Raw genomic sequence first — 18,961 nt, forward strand, 5'->3', positions numbered from 1 at the left:
CGCAAAAGAAGTACGCACCTTTCGGATAGAAGGTATCCTGCAAGATACCCGGCTATTACGCTTTGTCCAGCACGATCGACAGTTTGTAATTGGCATGCTCGTTCAGCTCGACCAAAAATTCGTTCAGCGCTTCGTTGCTCGGAAACCGGCTCTCCAGCAAGTAGCAGCCGTCTCCGCTAATCTTGTAATTGTTCAGCACATACCCTTTTTTCTCCCGGGTAAACGCCAGATAAGGTTGATGCGACGTTTCCTTAATGTAGATATTCAAAAAAGCATACGTGTAACAGCCCATCTTCGCATGGTTGACCTGCACCCCGTAGCCTTCGATAATCCCTTGGTCTTCCAACTTCTCGACCCGCGTGGCGGCGGCCGGGCCGGTCAGATGTACCCGTTCTCCCAATTCTTTCATCGTGATCCGGCTGTTGAGGCCCAATTCTTCGATAATCCGTTTATCGGTCTGATCCACAACCAATCTCCTTTCAAAAACAAAGTAAATCGGGCCGAACGCTTTATTTAGGCCGTTTATTCGAACCCGCTGTCTAGTATAGACTGAAAAGCGTACGAAAAAACAGACCCGATAGGAGAATTTACAGTCATGCACATTCAACAAATCCGAAACGCTACCGTTATCCTTCAATATGCAGGCCAGACCTTTCTGATCGATCCGATGCTCGCCGAACAAGGCCGCTACGAACCTTTTGCTCTGGGTTACGGCGAACAGCTGCGCAATCCGACCGTCGAGCTGCCGATGCCGATCGAACAGATTCTCGACGGCGTCGACGCCGTCATCTTGACGCATCTGCATCTGGACCATTACGACGAAGTCGCCAAAGAAGCCATTCCCAAAACTCTCAAAATGTTCGTTCAAAACGAGCGCGATGCGGACCTTATCCGGGCGGACGGATTCCTCGACGTGGAAGTGCTGACGGCGCAGACGCGGTTCAACGGAATCTCCCTGATCAAAACGCAGGGCGAACACGGCAGAGGCGAAGTTCTCCTCCAGCAGATGGGCGACGTATGCGGCGTCATGTTCAAGCATGCCGACGAGAAGACGCTGTATTTGGCCGGCGATACCGTCTGGTACGCAGGCGTCAAGCACGAGATCGACGCGCACGAACCCGAAGTCATTATCGTGAACGGCGGCAAGAACAGCGTTCGGGATCAAGGCGCACTGATCATGGGCGAAGACGACATCTACGAAGTGCACCGGGCCGCTCCGGACGCCGCCCTGGTCTCTGTCCATATGGAAGCGGTCAACCACTGGCTGCTGCCTCGGGCAGACCTGAAGCGGTTCGCGCAGCACAAAGGCTTCGATGCCAAGCTGCTCATTCCGGAAGACGGCGAATCGCTCGTGTTCTAAGATGACGAACTTTCCGCAGGACCGGCAGGGCCGGCCGGAACAGGCCAGGCTGTGGACGAAAAACTTCGTTGTGCTGTCGACCGTCAACTTTTTCGTCACGCTGATTTTCTTTTTGCTCAACGCGACGATCGCGCTGTACGCGATGCGGGAATTTCAGGCGTCCAGCGGCCAGACCGGCCTGATCGCCGGCATTTTCATTATCGGTTCTTTGACGGGCCGATTGTGGGTCGGGCGCCTTGCACCTTCCAAGACCAAGCTGCTGCTCGCGCTGCTGCTGTTCGCCCTCACAACGCTGCTCTATTTCGTCCAGCTCGGTATCGGATTCCTGGTGCTGAGCCGCTTTCTGAACGGCGTGACGCTCGGCGTAATCTCGACGGTCGTCAGCACGATCGTCGTGCTCAGCCTGCCCGCATCGCGCAAAGGCGAAGGCATCAGCTATTTCGCGGTCAGTACGGCGCTTGCGACCGGTCTCGGACCGTTTATCGGCTTGTACATGATCCAGCACACGAGCTTCGGCGCGATTTTCGTCTTCTGCCTTGCGCTTGGCCTCGTCAATCTGCTGATCGCCTTTCCGCTGGCCGTGCCCGCTTTTCCCGCCAGCCTTCCGCAGCCGGGCTCGCGCTTCAAGCTGTCCAACTTCATCGAGCCGAGAGCGCTGCCGATTTCGATCCACATATTCGTCATGACATTTTGCTTCTCGGCGATCGTCTCGTACCTGAACCTGTATGCGATAGAGTTGGATCTGGTCGATACGGCCGGCTTTTTCTTCATGGTCTATACCGTGTTCGTGCTTGTGTCGCGGCCGTTCACCGGCAAATTGATCGACAAAAAAGGCGCCAATCTCATCATGTATCCGGCATTTGTCTTGTTCGGCGCCGGAATGATCCTGCTCGGCTCCGCCTGGGAAAGCGTCGGCCTGCTGGCCGCGGCCGCGCTGATCGCACTCGGGTTCGGCAATCTCTCGTCCGTGTCGCAGACCGCAGCTGTGCAGTCGGTCGAACCCGGAAGGGTCGGCCTTGCGACCGCGACGTTCTTTTTGTTTTTCGATCTCGGGAACGGATTCGGGCCGGCGCTGATCGGACTGCTGATCCCGCTGACCGGTTATCGCGGCTTGTACGTGCTGCTCGGCGGAATCATCTGGGCTTCCATTCTGCTTTATTACTTTTTGTACGGCAAAAAAGAAAGTCGGGTACGCAAGCTTGAAGCGGCGACCCGGAAAAACGGTTGACCGCCACATCACGAACGGTTGACTCGTTCAACACGCACGCCAAAAAGCCCAAACTCAGGTTTGGGCTTTTTGGCGTGCAATTCATATTCATGCGCTTCGCGCGATAGACAAGCGTTCCGGTGTATGCAAGCGCAGAATCAGCGATGTTTGTCGATCATCTGCTTCAACGCGCTTTTGCTCTGTACGCCGACGACGCCTTCGACAGGTTGGCCGTTTTTGAACAGGACCAACGCCGGAATACTTTTCACGCCGATCGCGCCCGAAATTTGCGGATTCTCGTCCACGTTCAGCTTGATGATATGCGCGGAACCCGCGAGTTCGGTGTCCAGCTCGTCCAGAATCGGAGCGATCGTCCGGCACGGGCCGCACCACGGCGCCCAAAAGTCGACCAGTGTCAACCCGTCTTGAACATCCTGCATAAAAGTCTGATCGGACGTATGTGTAACAGCCATTATAAATTCCTCCTATACGGTTATGGGATTGGGATTATGGGATTAGAGTCATGGAATTACGGTTGTGGCATTGGATGGGACAAGATTCATCCCGCATACAATTCGTGAATGCGGTCCAACCGCTCCCGCAGCGGACCGAACCGCACGAAGCGGTCTTCCCGCAGGTATTCCCGGCCGTCGATCAGCAGCAGCAGAATCGGCGCGGCCAGAATAAGGAAACGTTCCGCGACTTCTTCGACCTCGGCGGCGTCCACATGCGCGAACTCAATCGCGGGATAATCGCCGAGCAGCTCTTGCAGCTTGGGCAGCAGCGCCCGGCACGTGCTGCAATCGGGCGCGGACACGTACAGGAAACGCAGCCCCGGCTGTCCGACGAACTCGTCCATCGCCTGGGCCGTATGCAGGTCATGCCCTTCTTTCATGCGTGTTGCACCTCCTCGATCTTGCATTCCGGTTCAGAAAGCGCCGGCGCCGGCCGATACGCGGCCTTCGATCTCGATCTCGACGCCGGCTTTCTTGAGCAGATTGCCTACGCTGCACTGGCGGTCGGCCGCTTCGAACGTCCGCTCGGCAAGCTGCAGCGACTCGTCCGGCGTGCCGTCGGCAAATACAAGCTCCGGACGATGGATCATCTTCATGATCCCTTCCGGCGAAATCGACACTTCCGAGTTCATCGCCAAGCGGACGGCAGGCAACTTGCGCGATTCCAGCAGCCCGATCAGCGTCATCGTGAAGCAGGCCGAGGCGGAAGCCAGCAGCAGTTCTTTCGGTTCCGTGCCTGCGCCTGTTCCGCCGAACGCCTGCGGAATCGCGATCGGCGCGTTCAGGGAACCGGACTCGATCGTACCTTGACCGCTTCGGTCTCCGTGCCAAACCGTGCTTATACTCGTTTTCGATTGATCCATGTTCATTCACTCCTTTTCAATTAACTAGTTAAATAATCATTTGTGTATATAGAATATTCCTTTTGCTTGAGGTTGTCAAGAGAGCACGAACGTTCAGCCTGCCGAATATAAGAGGCGAAGGCGGTAAAGCTTGATTTTTACCGGATTCTTTTTTAAGCTTAACTTATCTATATCAATAGGCAACCCAGAAAGCAGGTCGTGTCCCATGCAAACGTCGAGCCCTTTATTCAGAGTCGATCCCCAGTCTCCGCTGCCTATCCATGTCCAGATCAAGGAACAGATCAAATGGCTGATCGGCAAAGAGCTGCTCAAACCCGGCGATGCGCTGCCTTCCACGAACCAGTTGGCGGATCAGCTGTCTATCAACCGCAACACGATTCAGGGCGTCTACACGCAGTTAAAAGAAGACGGCCTGCTGCTCATGCAAAAAGGCCGCGGCACGCAGGTGGCAGGCGAACGGCAGATCGAACGGTTCAAGGCGGACCATCCCCATTTTGCTTTTACGGAAAAGATGATCGAACAAGCCCGGCAGGAGAAGCTGAAGCCGGACGACGTGCTGTTGTCGGGCTTCGCTTACGTGCAGCTGTTCGGAGAACGCCGGCAGCCGCAGCCGCGCTATCTGTTTATCGAATGCACGGACAGCTCCTGCATTTTCTATCTGGACGAAATCAGGCGCCTGACGTCGGCCGACGTGCAAAGCGTGGACATCTCTTCGCTGTCGGAAGAAGAAGTGACGCGGGCGATCCGCGCCGCGGACGTGATCGTCACGCGGGCGGACCTGGCCGAGAAGCTGCAGCGATTCGCCGACGAAGCCGGCAAACGCATCATCTCCGTCGGCTCGGCCCGCGACGTGCCGCTGCTGCTTAATCTGGTGCGGCACGACTGACGGCGGCGTCTCCGCAGGGAGGCGCCGCGCCAAACAGTGAACAGGCTTTTCCCGCTGCGGGAAAAGCCTGTTTGTCCTGCCGGGCCTGCTTGGTCTGCTTGGTCTGATTGAGGGCCGCTCAGACGCCGGCTTTCTCAAGCTTCGGGGCGAAAAACTGCGGCAGATACGCTTGATGCGCGTCCAGCAGTTCGTCCAGCACGAGTCTGGCGACGTCGCCGCTCGTGACCAGCGGATTCAGCGTGAACGCCTGAAGCGCCGTCGCGTAATCGCCGGTCACCGCCGCTTCGACGGTCAGTTCCTCCATCGCTTTCATCACCTGCAGCAGACCGCGCTGCGCGGGCGGAAACGCGCCGAAATGGACCGGCTCCGCGCCGTGCGCCGTAATGAGGCAGGTCACTTCGACGGCGCTGTCGTACGGCAGATCGCTTATGGCTCCGCGGTTGCGCGTATTGACAACCATCTGCGTGCCTTTGTTGTTATGGATCGCGTTGATGGTCTCGCAGGCGGCATCGCTGTAATAGGCGCCGCCGCGCTGCTCCAGCTCTTTCGGTTTGTAGTCGAGCTTCGGATCCTGGTACAGCTCGAACAGACTCTCTTCCAGCTGCTTCACGACCTGTCCGCGCGTGCCCGCCTGCCGCGCTTCTTCGCGTTCTTCTTCCAGCATGTTATCCGTCATGTAATAGTAGCGATGATACGGACACGGCAGCATGCCGAGCTGGGCGATCTGCTCCGGCAGGAAGCGCATATCGCGAATATTCTCGACAATTCGGCCCGGATCGGCCTCCGGCCCGTACAGCTTGTCGATCAGCTCCGCCGTCACTTCGCTGCCGTCCTTGTCGTAGACCCGATGCCAATGCAGATGGTTGATGCCCGCAAATTTGAAAAACAGCTCCGACTCTTCTTTTTGCAGCAGCGCCGATTCCGTCTTGACCGCCATGACCGGAACGTTGCACAATCCGATCACCTTTTCCCACTGTCCGTAACGCAGCACCGCTTCCGTGACCATGCCGGCCGGGTTCGTGAAGTTGATCAGCCAGGCGTTCGGGCACAGCTCTTTCATGTCTTCGACGATGCCGAGCACGACCGGAACGGTCCGGAACGCTTTAAGCATGCCGCCGGCTCCGTTCGTCTCCTGCCCGATCATGCCGTGCTTGAGCGGAATCGCTTCGTCCTTGATCCGCGCGTCGAGCAGGCCGACCCGGAACTGGGTCGTGACGAAGTCCGCGCCCTGCAGCGCCTCCCGGCGATCCAGCGTCAGACGGATCTCGCAGTCGATGCCGGCCGCTTGCACCATCCGCTTCGCCATCGCGCCCACGATCTCCAGCTTCTCCCGGCCGGCTTCGATATCGACCAGCCACAGTTCGCGTACGGGCAGTTCGCCGTGACGCTTGATAAACCCTTCGATCAATTCCGGCGTGTAGCTCGATCCTCCGCCGATCGTGACGATTTTCAGTCCTTTTTCCATCCAAAAAACCTCCTCGTATTCGGGTTGAATGCTTCCTGCATTCACCTTAATCCCTGTCATGCATTACAGGTCAAGCTTCTTTTGGGAACGTTCTCAACAAGCCGGCTCCGGAAAAGCGAACAATCCGCGGCCGGGCCGAATTATGCTATGCTTACACGAGAGGTGAAGCCCATGACGAATATTCGGGAAATCGCGCGGCTTGCCGGCGTCTCCACCGCCACCGTATCCCGCGTACTCAATAATCATCCTTACGTAAACGAGGACAAACGCCGCAAAGTGCAGGATCTGATCGACCGGTTGGACTATGTGCCCAATTCGAATGCCACTTCCCTCAAAAAAGGCATGACCCGTATCGTCGGCGTCGTCAGCAGCATGTATACGGCGTCTTCGACTTCGTTCATTCAAGCGTTCAGCCTGATCGCGCAGCGGCACGGCTTCAATATCATGATTTTTCTGACGGATCAGGACCCGGGCAAAGAAAAGGTGGCGCTGGAGATGCTGCGCAGCAAGCAGTTGGATGCGCTCGTCTGCCTGCACCGCTCCAACGAATGGAACTTTATCGAGTCGTATGCCAAATACGGACCGATCGTCACCTGGCAGCGTCTCGTGAGCGACCGGATCCCCTCGGTCTTCATGGACCAGTACGAAGGGTACCGGCTCGGACTGGAACATCTGTATGCGCGCGGGTTCCGGCGCATCCTGAACGTGTATTCGTCGCGGGGGCTGAATACGCCGCAGCGGATGCGGGCGTACGCGGACTTTGCGGCGGCGCACGAACTCGGCGGATCCGGCCATGCGGACTTTCACGGCAAAATGTCGCTCGAAGACGGCGAGGAACTGGCGCGTTGGTGGATCGATCAATCCGATCCGCCGGACGCGATCGCCTGCTCGAACGACGACGTGGCGGCCGGGCTGCTGACCGAACTGCGGCGCCGCGGCGTCTCCGTTCCGGGCGAAGTCGGCATCCTCGGCTTCGACAACAACGATCTGGCGCGGCTGCTCGATTTGTCGACGGTGCATTATCCGTCGGACAAGCAGGCGGAGAACGCTTTTTCCATCCTGTTGGAGCGGCTGGGCCAGCCTGCTCCGCAGACGCATGAGCTGGCGTTCAAACTGATTGCGCGCCAGTCCACGTAACCTCTTCGCGCAACGCCAAAAAAGCCTGTCCGGGGCGGATTCAGCTGCTCCGGTCAGGCTTTTTTGAAGCTTTTTTGGCAATTCGGATCGCTCGGCTCATTAGGACTAGGACACAGCGTTCGGACCTACCATTCGCTCGGGCGAAGCCACGCTTTCCCGTCAGCCCAACCGCACAAAGTAAGCGAACAGCTCTTCCATTTCCTCATACGCGATCGTGCCGTTTACGGCCAGCGTCTCCAACACGACCCCTTTTTCATTGGTAAACAGATAAGGCTGCGATTCAAATCCCAAGGACAGATAAAAATCTTTGCGTTTCACCCGCTGCGTATAATTCTCGTATTTGGCATCGACTTCTTCGATATTGAGGTAAATCCGATAATCGGGATACCGGCGCAGGATTTCACGGATGACCGCTTTGCCGTAGCCTTTGCTTTGGTGACCGTCGGCAATTGCCAAATATAGCACGTAGAGCCGGTCTTCTTTTACAATCAGATAATTCAACCCGACCAAGGCTTCGTCGTCACAAATTGCATAGAACAGATGATCCGTATCGTTGCTCACGTCAATCAGCGCCTGATACGTAATCTGTTCTTCTTCGGGAAACGAATATCCGTAAATCTGTTCCAGCGCTTTGAAGTTTGTGCCGTCCGCTTTTCTCAACTGTATCGTCATGTCCATTCTCTCCTGTTCTGTGCGTTTACCGGATCGGCTGCGCCGATTATGTTCGCCGGTTCCAGTGTATCCCGGAATCGGTATGCACATACACGGAAATAGTGAAGTATATCGGCCGATAATCTTCATTATTCAAAGAAATTCAAGGCGCGGACGACCGGATCAAATCTCGCGTACGAGGATAAGCGTCGGAGACTGTATCGATCCTTCCTCTCATCCTTCCCCTTCTGCCGGCTCCGGCAGGGCGGACAATTTCGGAATCGGCGAGAACACGATCCACAGCAGCGCCAGCAAAGTTCCGGCCGCTCCGATAGCCAGCGTGGTTTGGAGCCCGAACGTACTGCCGAGAACGCCGCCCAGCAGCGATCCGACCGGCGCGGCACCCGTAACGACGAAGCGATAACTCGCATTCATGCGTCCGAGCAGGCGATCGGGAGTTACCGTTTGCCTCAAGCTGACGACATGGATGTTGGAGATCACTACCCCAAGCCCGCCGAAGAAAAAAGATACGAACAAAATGACCCCGGAAAGCATGTCCGATCCGTACGTCAAAAGCACAAGCATTGGGGCGCCGCAGCCGAGCAGCATCGAGACGTAGGTCGCCCGCCCCAATCGGAACCGCTTCGCCAGAGGTCCGGCCAGCAGCGAACCGAGAATCGAACCGGCTCCGGCTGCGCCCATGATCAATCCGAGCGGCCCGGCCCCGATTCCCAGTTCGCGAGTGATATACAAGATCAGCACGGCGCCGGTCACCTGACTGAAAAAGTTGTAGGTCGTCGCTTCACCCGCAATGGCTTTGAGATAAGGATTGCGAAAAACGAGCGATAAACCTTCCCGAATCTCGGACAACAGCATCCCTCGCTCCGGCGGACGCGGATCTGGCTTTCGTTCGATCCGGCGAATCCTGCCTATGGACGCAGCCGAAATCAGCAGCATGGCGGAATGCACGAGAAGAGCAAACGGAGCGGCCAGAATACCGATCAAGGCCCCGGCCAACCCGGGACCGGCGATCTCGGCCGCCGAACGGCTGATTTCCAGTTTGCTGTTTCCTTCTACCAGGTCTTTCCTTCCGACCAGCGCAGGCAGATACGACTGATATGCCAGGTCGAATACGAGCGTGCAAGCCCCGATCCCAAATCCGCACGCGTACAACATGCCCATGCCGAGCAGATCGAGTGCGTACGCGGCAGGAATGAACGACAGCAGCAGCGCGCGGACCAGATTGGCCGTCAACATCAGCGGTCGCTTGCGCATACGGTCGATCCATACGCCTGCCGGCAGCGTCAGGAGCAGATAAGGCAGAATCTGTACCGCGTTGAGCATCCCCATTTGAAGCGGCGTGGCGCCCAGCGTCAAAGCGGCAACAAACGGAATCGCCAGCAGCGTAATCCGTCCTCCGAACATGGCCAGCGTCTCTCCGAACCAGAATACCGCAAAATCCCGATTGCCCGACAATCCTGTCTGTTTCCCTATCGTTTTCTTTTTCATACGCCGCTCCTTCGTAATGTTTTAAATAACTTTTAACCATTACAAATTCATAAAAAAATAACCTCACTATGTAATGTCTTATTTCAATTTTACACATTACATGGTAAACTGATAAAAATCAACGGCGAACTTTAAGGAGGCGAATGAAGATGGGCGAACGCCTATTGGCGGTAGAAGTCGTCAATTCGATGTGGTACGACCATCTGGGCACCCGATCCGAAGACCGATTGGATTATGCAAGCTGGCTCTCGGCGTTTTTGGAAGATTGGAACGCTTATGCGGCGCCGGACGCCAAGCAGCTCGAACAGCTCAAACATTTGCGTGCGCTGCTGCGCGACATGCTGGATTTGACCACCGCGGGTGAACCGGTCACGGACGCTCAATTGAATCGGTTGAACGCGTACATGGCTTGTGCCCCCAGACACCCGGGTTTGATCCGGCAAAACGGCGAGTACAAGTTGGAGCACGTTCCCGCCGAACAAAACTGGGACGCTTTTCTCGCCGAAGCGGCTTTGTCGTTTGCGAGCCTCTGTGCGGAAAATCGGATTCAGCGCGTCAAAATTTGCCGGAACAGCGTGTGCAAGTGGGTCTTTTACGACGATACGAAAAACGGCAGGCGTCAATGGTGCAGCAGCGACACTTGCGGCAACGTGGCACGCGTAAGGCGTCATCGGGACAAGCATTGACCAATGCGGCGAAACGGCAAACAGGACCGAAGCAGGATGCTCGATCCTTGATCCGATCCGTTTGGTTTTTCGGTTTGCATACAGGTTCCGGCCTGTGCCAGCAACAGCCTAAGCGCTCGTTCGCTTGGCGGCCGCGGCAGTTCCCGCCTTCATTGCCAGCAGCATCTCGACCAGTTCGTCGCGCGCGATCAGCCGCACGTTGTTGGACCTGGCCAGCTTCTTCGCCTGTTCCGTGTACTGGCTGTTGGTCACGACCCACGCTTCGTTCGCCCGGTAATGCGCTTTGGCGCTCTGCACTTCCTGCACCGCTTTGAGCCCGACGTTTTTGGTATACCGTTTGGCCTGCACGACGATCCGCCGATTGCCCTGCGTCAGCACCAGATCGGCGCCGTAATCGCCCCGGGCCTGCGTCACTTCGGCTCTGAAGCCCTGCGACCGGAACAGATGGCCCAAATACTGCTCGAAGCGGACCCCGTCCATCCGGTCGATCTCGCCGATGCCGGAACGCTTGAGCCGCGCCGAACGCGCGAGTCTGACGTTGATCAGGATGAAGACGGCCACGATAAATCCGGCTGCGCCGACGCCGGCCGCGATCTGCCACGATTGCGTGAAATGCAGCGTCGCAAGTCCCGGCACGACCGCCGACAGTCCCATCACTCCCTGCAAAAATTCTTCCTGCTGTTTGGCTTTGCTTTTTCTTCTGGCCAACCGAACCCCTCCGCTATGTCCAATGCTTGCTTGCCGCAGCATGATCCAGTATACACCAACATGAGGGTTTCTTCCTTAATTTGTCTGAATTAAAAAGAGATTTTTCGCGTCTTTGCGCGGCGGATGCGTCCAGACTACGATTTGCGGCCGCCCGTTTCCTGAACCGTCATCCCTCGTTCGAACTCGTCCGGCGGAACCGGGCGCCCGAACAGGTAACCCTGAATCTCGTCGCAGCCGTTCGCTTCCAGAAAAGCGAGCTGGTCTTCGTTCTCGACACCTTCGGCGATTACCGTAATCTTGAGGTTATGCGCCATCGCGATAATCGCTTTGACGATATCGCGGTCGCCCAGATCGGTCTCGATATCGCGGACGAAAGAGCGGTCGACTTTGAGCCGGCTGATCGGCAGGCGCTTCAGGTAATTGAGCGAACTGTAGCCCGTACCGAAATCGTCGATCGAAATCTGGACGCCGAGATCGCGCAGCTGCCGCATTTTGCCCGAAGCCGATTCCACGTCCAGCGTCATGCCTTCGGTCACTTCGAGTTCCAAATATTCGGGCGGATACCCGGTCTCGCGCAAAATGCTGCGAATCAGGTCGACCAGCCCGGACTGCCTGAACTGACGCGGAGACAGATTGACGGCCATAATGAAAGGTTCGTATCCGGCATCGATCCACTGCTTGCCCTGCCTGCACGCTTCCCGGATGACCCATTCGCCGATCTGGAGAATCAGGCCCGTTTCTTCGGCAAGCGGGATGAAATCGCCCGGCGAGATCCATTCGGATTGCCCGCGATGCCAGCGCAGCAGCGCTTCGGCCCCGATCCGCCGCGTCGGAAACAGCGACACCTGCGGCTGATAGAACAGCTGCAGCTCGCGGCGTTCGAGCGATTTGCGCAGGTCGTTCTCAAGCAGGATGCGCGCTCCGTCCTGCGTCTCGCTATGCGCGTCGTAGACGGCATACGTGTCTTTGCCGGCTTCTTTGGCCGCATACATGGCGGCATCGGCGTTTTGCAGCAGCGCCGCCGCGTCCGCGCCGTGCTCGGGGTAGATGCTGATGCCGATACTCGGCGTGACGAACAGTTCGTACCCGCCGACCTCGAACGGCCGAATGAAGATGTCGAGAATGCGCTGGGCGATCAGCTCGCTCTCCGGCACCTGCCCGTCGATCAGCAGGACGACGAATTCGTCGCCTCCGTGCCGGGCCACGAATTTGTCCGGGCCGAGCGAAGCGCCGAGCCGCCGGGCGATTTCGACGAGCAGCTCGTCTCCCGAACCGTGGCCGAGCGAATCGTTGACCATTTTGAAGCGGTCGAGATCCAGATACAAGATGGCCAGTTTGAGCCCGTCCGCCTCCACCTGCCGGATCGTCTCGCTCAGCTTCTCCTGGAAAAAGCGCCGGTTCGGCAGGCCGGTCAGACTATCATGGTAAGCCATCCGGTAGATCATGGCGTCGGAGCGGTTCTGCTCGATCGCAAGCTTCGCCAAATAACACACTTTGCGGGTCAGCTCCAGTTCTTTTTCGGTCGGCAGGCGCACCTGCTCGTAATACATGGCGAACGTCCCGAGCGCTTCGCCTTCGCCGTCCAGCATCGGGAGCGACCAACTGGCGCACAAATTGTATTTGAGCGCTACCGTCCTATATTTTTCCCACACTTCGCTGCGCTGGATATCTTCGACGATCACGATTTCTTTGCGCAGCACGGAAGCCCCGCACGAACCGCCCCGTTCGTCCGCGGAGATGCCGTCGATCGTGCGCAAATAGTCCCGAGGCAGGCTTGGCGCGGCCAGATGAAACAGCGCGTTGCGGCTCGGATCGTAGCGCAAAATCGAACATTTCGCCCCCGTCTGGTATTCCGTCATCCGCAGCAGTTTGTCGAGCGTCTCTTCCAGCGGAGTCGATTTGGCGATCATCTCCAGCACCCGGTTCTGATCGTCCAAAATTTGCACAGCCTGCTCCTGCTGCGTAATGTCCCGCGATATGCCGAGCAGGCCGATCACCTCGCCCTGCCTGAGCACGGGCACGACCCTGGCATCGACCGTGACGAGCCCGCCCGTTTTTGACCGAAAAGAAAATCCGACCTGCTCGGGACAGCCTTCCGTCAGCACTTTCCGAAAGCTTCGTCTGGCCCGGCGCAGATCGGTCGGCAGCAGGTAACTGCTGAATCGGGTTCGCAGCAGTTCCGCCCGCTCGTAACCGCTTACCCGTTCGCCGCTCGGATTGGTGTCCGCGATTCGTCCGTCGGCATACAGCAGAAACACCGCCTCCGTGCTGTAGATGTACAAAGAACGGTAAATTTGCTGTGCTTCTTCGAACAAGGGATGCGACGTATCCGGATTTTCTTCTATTCCGCTCATGGTCATCTACCTTTCGGATTGCTTCTCTATCTCAATACCTTTAAAAGGGACTATTGTAACACATTCTCTTCAAAAGGGGACGTGTCCTGTCGGCGCAAAATAAAAAAACCGGGAACGCCCGTCAACTGCCGGGAATTCTCGGTTTTTGTTTGTGTAAGACGACGCCAAGCGCAGGCAGCAGAATGCCTTTATTCCAAAATCAAGACGCCGTAAGCCGGAATCTCTACCCGGCCTTCGATTTGCGTTCCGCCCAGCAGCTCGGTCCGGCGTTCGCTTAGCACGATCGCCGCCGGAGCCGCTCCGTAATTGAGCAGGAACACATAAGAGCGATGATCGTCCGCCCGGATGCCGATCTCGACCTGTTCCGGCACGCTCAGCCAGTCCGCGGTCGGCGATTGTACGTCCAGCAGGTCGAGGATACCGTCCACGACCGGTTCGCTGAAAGCCGCCCCGTAATACCACGCTTCGCCGGCGCCGTGACGGCGCTTCGTCAGCGCAGGACGGCCCGCATAATACTCTTCCGCGTATTCCGCCATCACCTCGACCGCCGGATCTTCCACCGCCAAAATGTCGTTGAACCCTTCGGCCCAAGCCTCCGGTCCGCTGCCGCCCTGCGTCCAGCGCAGCGCCGGGGCTGCGGCCGTGCCGGCGATCGCCGTAAAATCTTCGACCGTAATGCCGCACAGCTGCGCTACCGGTCCCGGCATCGGCTGCATCGGACATTGTCCCCGCTCGTCCTTGTACCCCGTGCGCGCGCCGAAGATCAGCTTTCCGCCGCTCTCGACATAAGCGCTCAGCAGCCCGGCCGTCTCCGGCGTCAGAATCGCGGCATGCGGATAGATCAGCACTTTGTATTTTTGCAGCACTGCCAGTTGGTCTTGGGCCTGCGTCCGCAGGTAGACCAGATCGACCGGAATATGCCGGTACTGAAGCTGCTTGTACCAGGCATGGGCGCTGCGCCCGGTCAGCGGACCGTGCCAAATATCGAATTCGCCGTCCCATTCGTTGTCGTAATCGCGCAGAATCGCCACGTCGGCCCGGTACGTCGTGCCCGCGATCTTCCCGCCGATTGCCGCAAACTCCCGGCCGACTTCGCCCGCTTCCCACACCCGGCGGTTCGGACGATTGGCATAGTCGTTCAAGCCGTGCCAGTAGATTTCCGTGCCGACCGTCGCCGTGCGCCAGCGGAAATACAAGACCAGATCGGCGCCGTGCAGCACCGATTGATACGTCCACAGCCGCATCTGCCCCGGACGCGGAGACGGCATCTTCATCCGGTTCACCCAGCCGCCGGGTCCGGCCTGCTGCTCCATGACGCAGAAGTTCGGCGATACGTCGCGCACGGCGCTCAGATTGAGACTCCATTTGCGGTCCGACAGCGGCTTTTCTTCCGTACTCCCGGAAATGCTGGCGAACTGCGGATACGAATCGTACGAGAAAAAGTCCAGCATCGAATCCGTCAGCGCATGGCTGTCCAGATGCCCGAACATGCCGTTGGTCGTGACGTAATGGCCGGGAGCGGCTTCCCGCACAATATCGGCCTGAATCTGAGCGAATTCCAGCACGCTGTCCGAGATGAACCGTTTCTCGTCCAGTGCCAGATGCGGGTTCGGCGAATCGGCCACGGTCGGGCGCGGCAGATGCACCTGCTCCCAATCGGTATACGTCTGGCTCCAGACGACCGTTCCCCACGCTTCGTTCAGCGCGTCCAGCGTGGAATATTTGCGGCGCGCCCAGGCCCGGAACGCGGCGTGATCGGCTTCGGCGTAGAAGACGTTCGTCTCGCAGTTGAATTCGTTGTCGAGCTGCCAGCCGACGACCGCCGGATGGTCTTGGAAATGCACGGCCATTTCCCGGGTAATGATCGCGCACAGTTCCCGGTACTTGGGGCTGTTGTAGTTATAATGGCGGCGCATGCCGTGACGGTATAACGTCCCGTCCTGCGCGGCGTTCAGCACTTCGGGATACTTGTGCGTCAGCCAGGCGGGCGGCGTTGCCGTAGGCGTGCCGAGAATGACCTTGAGCGCGTAGCGATGCGCGGCATCCAGCGCCCGGTCGAACAGGCCGAATTCGAACACGCCTTCTTGCGGCTCAAGCAGCGCCCAGGCGAATTCGCCGACGCGGATCGTCGACATCTTCAGCTCGCGCATGCGTCTGAAATCGTCTTCCCACAGTTCTTCCTGCCAATGTTCCGGGTAATAGCACACGCCGAGTTCCAGCTGCTTCAGGCGAATCGATTTGACCATCGGGATATTCCTCCGTTTTCGTTAATGAGTCCTGCCTGTATTGTAAGCGGATTCGGCCTCATGCGATATAACGGGTTCTTGCGCCGATACCATTTTTTTGCGATTGCAGCGTTATGATCATCCCTTTGCGATGGTATAATCCGTTCAGGCATAGCATTCATTTCTTCTACTCCAAAGGAGCTCAACCATGCAGGAACATCTTTTTTTCCCGACGCCTTCTTCTCCGCATCTGCTCTGTTACCCGGACTTCGTCGGCGGCTACAGCGAGCATCCTTCGCACGCGGTAGATCGGCCCGCCCGAAGCGACGACCTCCAGCTGAACAGCCTGTACAATCTGCATCTGATTCTCGGCGGCACAGGCACCGTTCATGCCGCTAACGGCACGTTCGAACTGGGCGCGGGCTGCGGCTTTCTGTACGGCCCCGGCCTCGCGCAGCGCTACGCGTCGGGCACGGCCGATCCGTGGAATATCCGCTGGGTCCATTTCGCCTGCCCGTCCGCCGACCGGCTGCTCGGCGGCCGCGGATTAGGCGAACCGTGGCTGTTCCGCATGCCCGACCTGTCCGCGGTCATGCTCTGCATGGACGGGCTGCTCCGGCTCGGCCGGTCTGTCGACCGCGACCGGGAAGCGGAAGCGTCGGCGCGGCTGTACGAGCTGCTGCTGCATCTCGTCAACCGGGCGTCGCCGCTTGCGGTGCCCAGCGATCCGTCGATTCCGGGCATCCGTGCGGCCGCCGACCATATCCGCAGCCGCTGCACGGACGCTGCGCTGTCCATGAGCGAGGTCGCCGCCTTGACCGGCTACAGCGTGCCTTACTTCAGCCGCAAATTCCACCAGCTCATGGGCCGCACGCCGAGTGCTTACCTGCTCGAATCGCGGGTGCTGCACGCCAAGCATCTGCTGGTATCGTCTTCGCTCACCGTCCAGGAAATCGCGGCGGCGTCCGGCTTTTCGCGAAGCAGCTACTTTATCCACTGCTTCCGCAAGCTGGAGCGCACAACGCCGGAGCGCTTCCGGTTGAGCCGGCGGGCTTAATCCCCGAACGGGCCGAACGGGCTGAGCGGGCCAAGCGAGCCAAGCGGGTTAAGTGGGCCAAGCGGGTTAAGCGGATTCAGCGGGCCAAAAGAGGCCGGCCGCTAAAGTTAGGACGCTCGGCCGGCTTTACGAGTTCTTTACGAGCCTTTCACGAGCGCTTTACGAACCTTTTACGAGACCTTGACGAGCCCGTTACGAGCCTTTTTCTCGCGCCTTTCACGCGCCGAAATCGTATCCCTGCTTCAGCTCGTCCGTCAGGCTGCGCTGCATCGGCTCCCAGCCCAGCCGCGAGCTCGTAAGCTCGGCCGATACGGGATTGTCGGCCGCCGCAAAAGGGCTCAGCCAACCGAACTGCGCCGCGGCCTGATTCGCGCCAATCGATTGCGCCGGCCTGCCGACCTCCCGGCCGATCGCTTCGGCAAGGTCCGCAAAAGCCATGCCTTCGTCGGCGATCGCATGGTACCTCGCGCCTGCGGCTCCCTGCTCCGCGGCCAAGCGGAACAGCCGCGCCGCATCCAGCCGATGAACCGACGGCCAACGATTCTGTCCGTCCCCGATGTACGCCGCCGATTCGGTCCGCTTGGCGATTGCAATTAGCGAAGGCAGCAGGCCGCTCCGGTCTTCCCGGCCGTACACGATCGGCGGCAGCCGCACGATCGAAGCCCGGATGCCGCGTTCCGCCTGCGCCAGCAGCGCTTGTTCCGAAGCCGCTCGGCCGCCGCCGACCGAACCGGGGTCCGCGAAGTCTTCTTCGGTCGCCAGCCGACCCGGAGCAAGCGTCATCGTCGGCATCGCGATCACGAGCGCCCCCTGCTTGGCAGACAGCGCCGCGCCGAAGATCCCGATCGCGCGCCGCTCCGCGTTGATCGCCGCCGCCATGAAGCGCGCGGGCGCCTGCCGCGGACTGCCCCCGAGCGCGATCCGCAGCCGCGTCGACAGCCCCGCATGCGTAAATTTATGGAAAAACGCCGTATGGATGACCGCATCCATGCCGTCCGCCGCTTGGCGCAGCACGTCCGTCCGTTCGACCGAACCCCGAACCGCCGCCGCGCCGATCTCTTCAAGCCGCTGCGCCGCTTCCCGCGAACGAACGAGCCCTACGACTTCATGTCCGCTGCCGAGCAGTTCCCGTACGACGGCCGACCCGATAAATCCGCTTGCTCCCGTAACCAACACACGCATCGTATATCCTCCTAGTATGAACAACCTTTTTTGACAAATCGCACGAACGATTTGAGCTTGTTCTTACTATAGTAGGAAAAACGAGGCCACGATTGACCGTTCCGCGCCGCTTCTTGCCCGATTCGGGGCGTCTGCGCGCGGCGCTTACGATCTCCATTTGGCGATGTCGCGACTGGGCGGACTGCCGAAAAAGCGGCTGTAATCGCGGCTGAACTGCGAATCGCTGATGTAGCCGACCAACCGGCAGGCGGTCATCGCGTCCCTTTCGCCGGACAGCATCAGCCGCCGCGCTTCCTGAAGGCGAAGCGCTTTCTGGTATTGCAGCGGGCTGACGCCGGTGACCGATTTGAAATGTTCGCGAAACGACGATTCGCTCAAATGGACCCTGTCCGCGAGTTCCGCGATTTTGAACGACTCCGCATAATGGTTCCGCAGCCAGTCGATCGCTTTGGCGACGCGCTGGACGCTCGATCCGGCCAGCACCGTCTCCGCCACGTAGACGCCGATCGGACTGCGCAGCAGGCGGATAAAGATTTCGTTCTCGGCCAGCGAGATCAGCAGCTCGTCGTCGACGGCGTCGTCCAGGCACGAGACGAGGCGGGACATGGCTGCGATCAGCGCGGGTTCGGCTTCCAACGCGTAGCTCGGACTGCGCTGTTCGATATTCGGCAGGCCGTCCGGGTACACGCTCGGCACCAGAGCCGCGATCTTCTGCGGATCGAGATAGAGCCCGACGGCCAGAAAAGGTTCGGACGGACTTGCCTGCACGGTCCGAATCGCCACCGGGAGCGCGACCGGCGCGACGAGCAGCCGGGCTCCTTCATATTCGACCGTTTCTTCGCCGATCCGGATGATCTTTTTGCCCTGCGCCGCGATGCCTACGGTCGGCCAATACATCGTATGCAGGTAAGCGGACGGTTCTTCCTGCGAGTACCGGTTAAAATAGACGCCCGGAATACGCGCGGCGGCGGTTCCGTCCCGCTTCATATGGGCATCGATCAGTCGGGCCAGCCGTACCGTCTCTTCCTGCGCCCGTTCCCGCTTGTGCTCCATCGCATATTCGCTCCCTTTGTTCATGGTCCGGCATACAGCTCCTGTCGAATCGTTTTGATGTTTATTTTACCACAGTTCGAATTTGCAAATAAAAAAGGCGAAC

Annotated in this window: 18 protein-coding genes; 6 read left to right on the top strand and 12 right to left on the bottom strand. The window is 58.7% G+C overall.

Annotation, left to right across the window (positions count from 1 at the left end; translation table 11 throughout):
• Positions 1-55 precede the first annotated feature (55 nt).
• Positions 56-472, bottom strand: coding sequence for an Lrp/AsnC family transcriptional regulator (locus tag FTE24_RS06265; protein WP_272915059.1), 417 nt, complete (start codon positions 470-472; stop codon positions 56-58).
• Positions 473-595: 123 nt separating this feature from the next.
• Here FTE24_RS06265 and FTE24_RS06270 point away from each other — a divergent pair, with 123 nt between their 5' ends.
• Positions 596-1,360: an MBL fold metallo-hydrolase gene (locus FTE24_RS06270; protein WP_150231646.1), complete on the top strand. Its 765-nt coding sequence runs from the start codon at positions 596-598 to the stop codon at positions 1,358-1,360.
• Position 1,361: 1 nt separating this feature from the next.
• Positions 1,362-2,588, top strand: coding sequence for an MFS transporter (locus tag FTE24_RS06275; RefSeq protein ID WP_150231648.1), 1,227 nt, complete (start codon positions 1,362-1,364; stop codon positions 2,586-2,588).
• 137 nt (positions 2,589-2,725) lie between these two features.
• Here the strand turns inward: FTE24_RS06275 and trxA are convergent, their stop codons facing one another.
• From trxA to FTE24_RS06290, 3 genes are all read right to left on the bottom strand, one after another.
• Positions 2,726-3,040, bottom strand: coding sequence for a thioredoxin (gene trxA, locus FTE24_RS06280; protein WP_150231650.1), 315 nt, complete (start codon positions 3,038-3,040; stop codon positions 2,726-2,728).
• A gap of 86 nt (positions 3,041-3,126) precedes the next feature.
• A complete protein-coding gene (locus tag FTE24_RS06285; protein WP_150231651.1) occupies positions 3,127-3,462 on the bottom strand; it encodes a thioredoxin family protein in 336 nt (111 codons plus the stop codon).
• 33 nt (positions 3,463-3,495) lie between these two features.
• Entirely contained in the window at positions 3,496-3,945 is a 450-nt protein-coding gene (locus tag FTE24_RS06290; RefSeq protein ID WP_160441677.1) for an OsmC family protein, read from the bottom strand.
• Between the two features lie 205 nt (positions 3,946-4,150).
• On the opposite strand from FTE24_RS06290, the gene FTE24_RS06295 reads away from it, so the two are divergent.
• On the top strand, positions 4,151-4,831 hold the full coding sequence (locus FTE24_RS06295) for a GntR family transcriptional regulator (protein WP_150231656.1): 681 nt from the start codon (positions 4,151-4,153) through the stop codon (positions 4,829-4,831).
• Between the two features lie 118 nt (positions 4,832-4,949).
• On the opposite strand, the gene FTE24_RS06300 is transcribed toward FTE24_RS06295, so the two are convergent.
• Complete coding sequence (locus tag FTE24_RS06300; RefSeq protein WP_150231658.1) at positions 4,950-6,296, bottom strand: 6-phospho-beta-glucosidase; 1,347 nt, start codon at positions 6,294-6,296, stop codon at positions 4,950-4,952.
• A gap of 171 nt (positions 6,297-6,467) precedes the next feature.
• On the opposite strand from FTE24_RS06300, the gene FTE24_RS06305 reads away from it, so the two are divergent.
• Positions 6,468-7,433 (top strand): LacI family DNA-binding transcriptional regulator, encoded by a 966-nt coding sequence (locus FTE24_RS06305; RefSeq protein WP_150231660.1) that lies wholly within the window; start codon positions 6,468-6,470, stop codon positions 7,431-7,433.
• A 159-nt stretch (positions 7,434-7,592) separates the two neighbouring features.
• On the opposite strand, the gene FTE24_RS06310 is transcribed toward FTE24_RS06305, so the two are convergent.
• Positions 7,593-8,105 carry a GNAT family N-acetyltransferase gene (locus FTE24_RS06310; protein WP_160441678.1) on the bottom strand — a complete coding sequence of 171 codons (513 nt, stop codon included), beginning with the start codon at positions 8,103-8,105 and terminating at the stop codon, positions 7,593-7,595.
• Between the two features lie 213 nt (positions 8,106-8,318).
• Positions 8,319-9,593 (bottom strand): MFS transporter, encoded by a 1,275-nt coding sequence (locus FTE24_RS06315; protein ID WP_150231664.1) that lies wholly within the window; start codon positions 9,591-9,593, stop codon positions 8,319-8,321.
• A gap of 149 nt (positions 9,594-9,742) precedes the next feature.
• On the opposite strand from FTE24_RS06315, the gene FTE24_RS06320 reads away from it, so the two are divergent.
• Entirely contained in the window at positions 9,743-10,279 is a 537-nt protein-coding gene (locus FTE24_RS06320; protein WP_160441679.1) for a CGNR zinc finger domain-containing protein, read from the top strand.
• Positions 10,280-10,387: 108 nt separating this feature from the next.
• Here the strand turns inward: FTE24_RS06320 and FTE24_RS06325 are convergent, their stop codons facing one another.
• The 3 genes from FTE24_RS06325 to FTE24_RS06335 all read right to left on the bottom strand — a co-directional run bounded on the left by FTE24_RS06325 (position 10,388) and on the right by FTE24_RS06335 (position 15,587).
• Positions 10,388-10,987, bottom strand: coding sequence for a restriction endonuclease (locus FTE24_RS06325; protein WP_237401668.1), 600 nt, complete (start codon positions 10,985-10,987; stop codon positions 10,388-10,390).
• 134 nt (positions 10,988-11,121) lie between these two features.
• Positions 11,122-13,341 (bottom strand): bifunctional diguanylate cyclase/phosphodiesterase, encoded by a 2,220-nt coding sequence (locus tag FTE24_RS06330; protein WP_160441680.1) that lies wholly within the window; start codon positions 13,339-13,341, stop codon positions 11,122-11,124.
• A gap of 188 nt (positions 13,342-13,529) precedes the next feature.
• Positions 13,530-15,587, bottom strand: a complete 2,058-nt coding sequence (locus tag FTE24_RS06335; RefSeq protein WP_150231670.1) for a beta-galactosidase — start codon at positions 15,585-15,587, stop codon at positions 13,530-13,532.
• Positions 15,588-15,774: 187 nt separating this feature from the next.
• Between FTE24_RS06335 and FTE24_RS06340 the strand changes: the two genes are divergently transcribed.
• Positions 15,775-16,623, top strand: a complete 849-nt coding sequence (locus tag FTE24_RS06340) for an AraC family transcriptional regulator (protein ID WP_150231672.1) — start codon at positions 15,775-15,777, stop codon at positions 16,621-16,623.
• A 216-nt stretch (positions 16,624-16,839) separates the two neighbouring features.
• On the opposite strand, the gene FTE24_RS06345 is transcribed toward FTE24_RS06340, so the two are convergent.
• Together FTE24_RS06345 and FTE24_RS06350 are read right to left on the bottom strand one after the other, a co-directional pair.
• Positions 16,840-17,805 carry an SDR family oxidoreductase gene (locus FTE24_RS06345; protein WP_150231674.1) on the bottom strand — a complete coding sequence of 322 codons (966 nt, stop codon included), beginning with the start codon at positions 17,803-17,805 and terminating at the stop codon, positions 16,840-16,842.
• 144 nt (positions 17,806-17,949) lie between these two features.
• Complete coding sequence (locus tag FTE24_RS06350; protein WP_150231676.1) at positions 17,950-18,882, bottom strand: AraC family transcriptional regulator; 933 nt, start codon at positions 18,880-18,882, stop codon at positions 17,950-17,952.
• Between the last annotated feature and the right edge of the window lie 79 nt (positions 18,883-18,961).

This window comes from Saccharibacillus sp. WB 17 (genome assembly GCF_008634075.2).
Lineage (GTDB): Bacteria > Bacillota > Bacilli > Paenibacillales > Paenibacillaceae > Saccharibacillus > Saccharibacillus brassicae.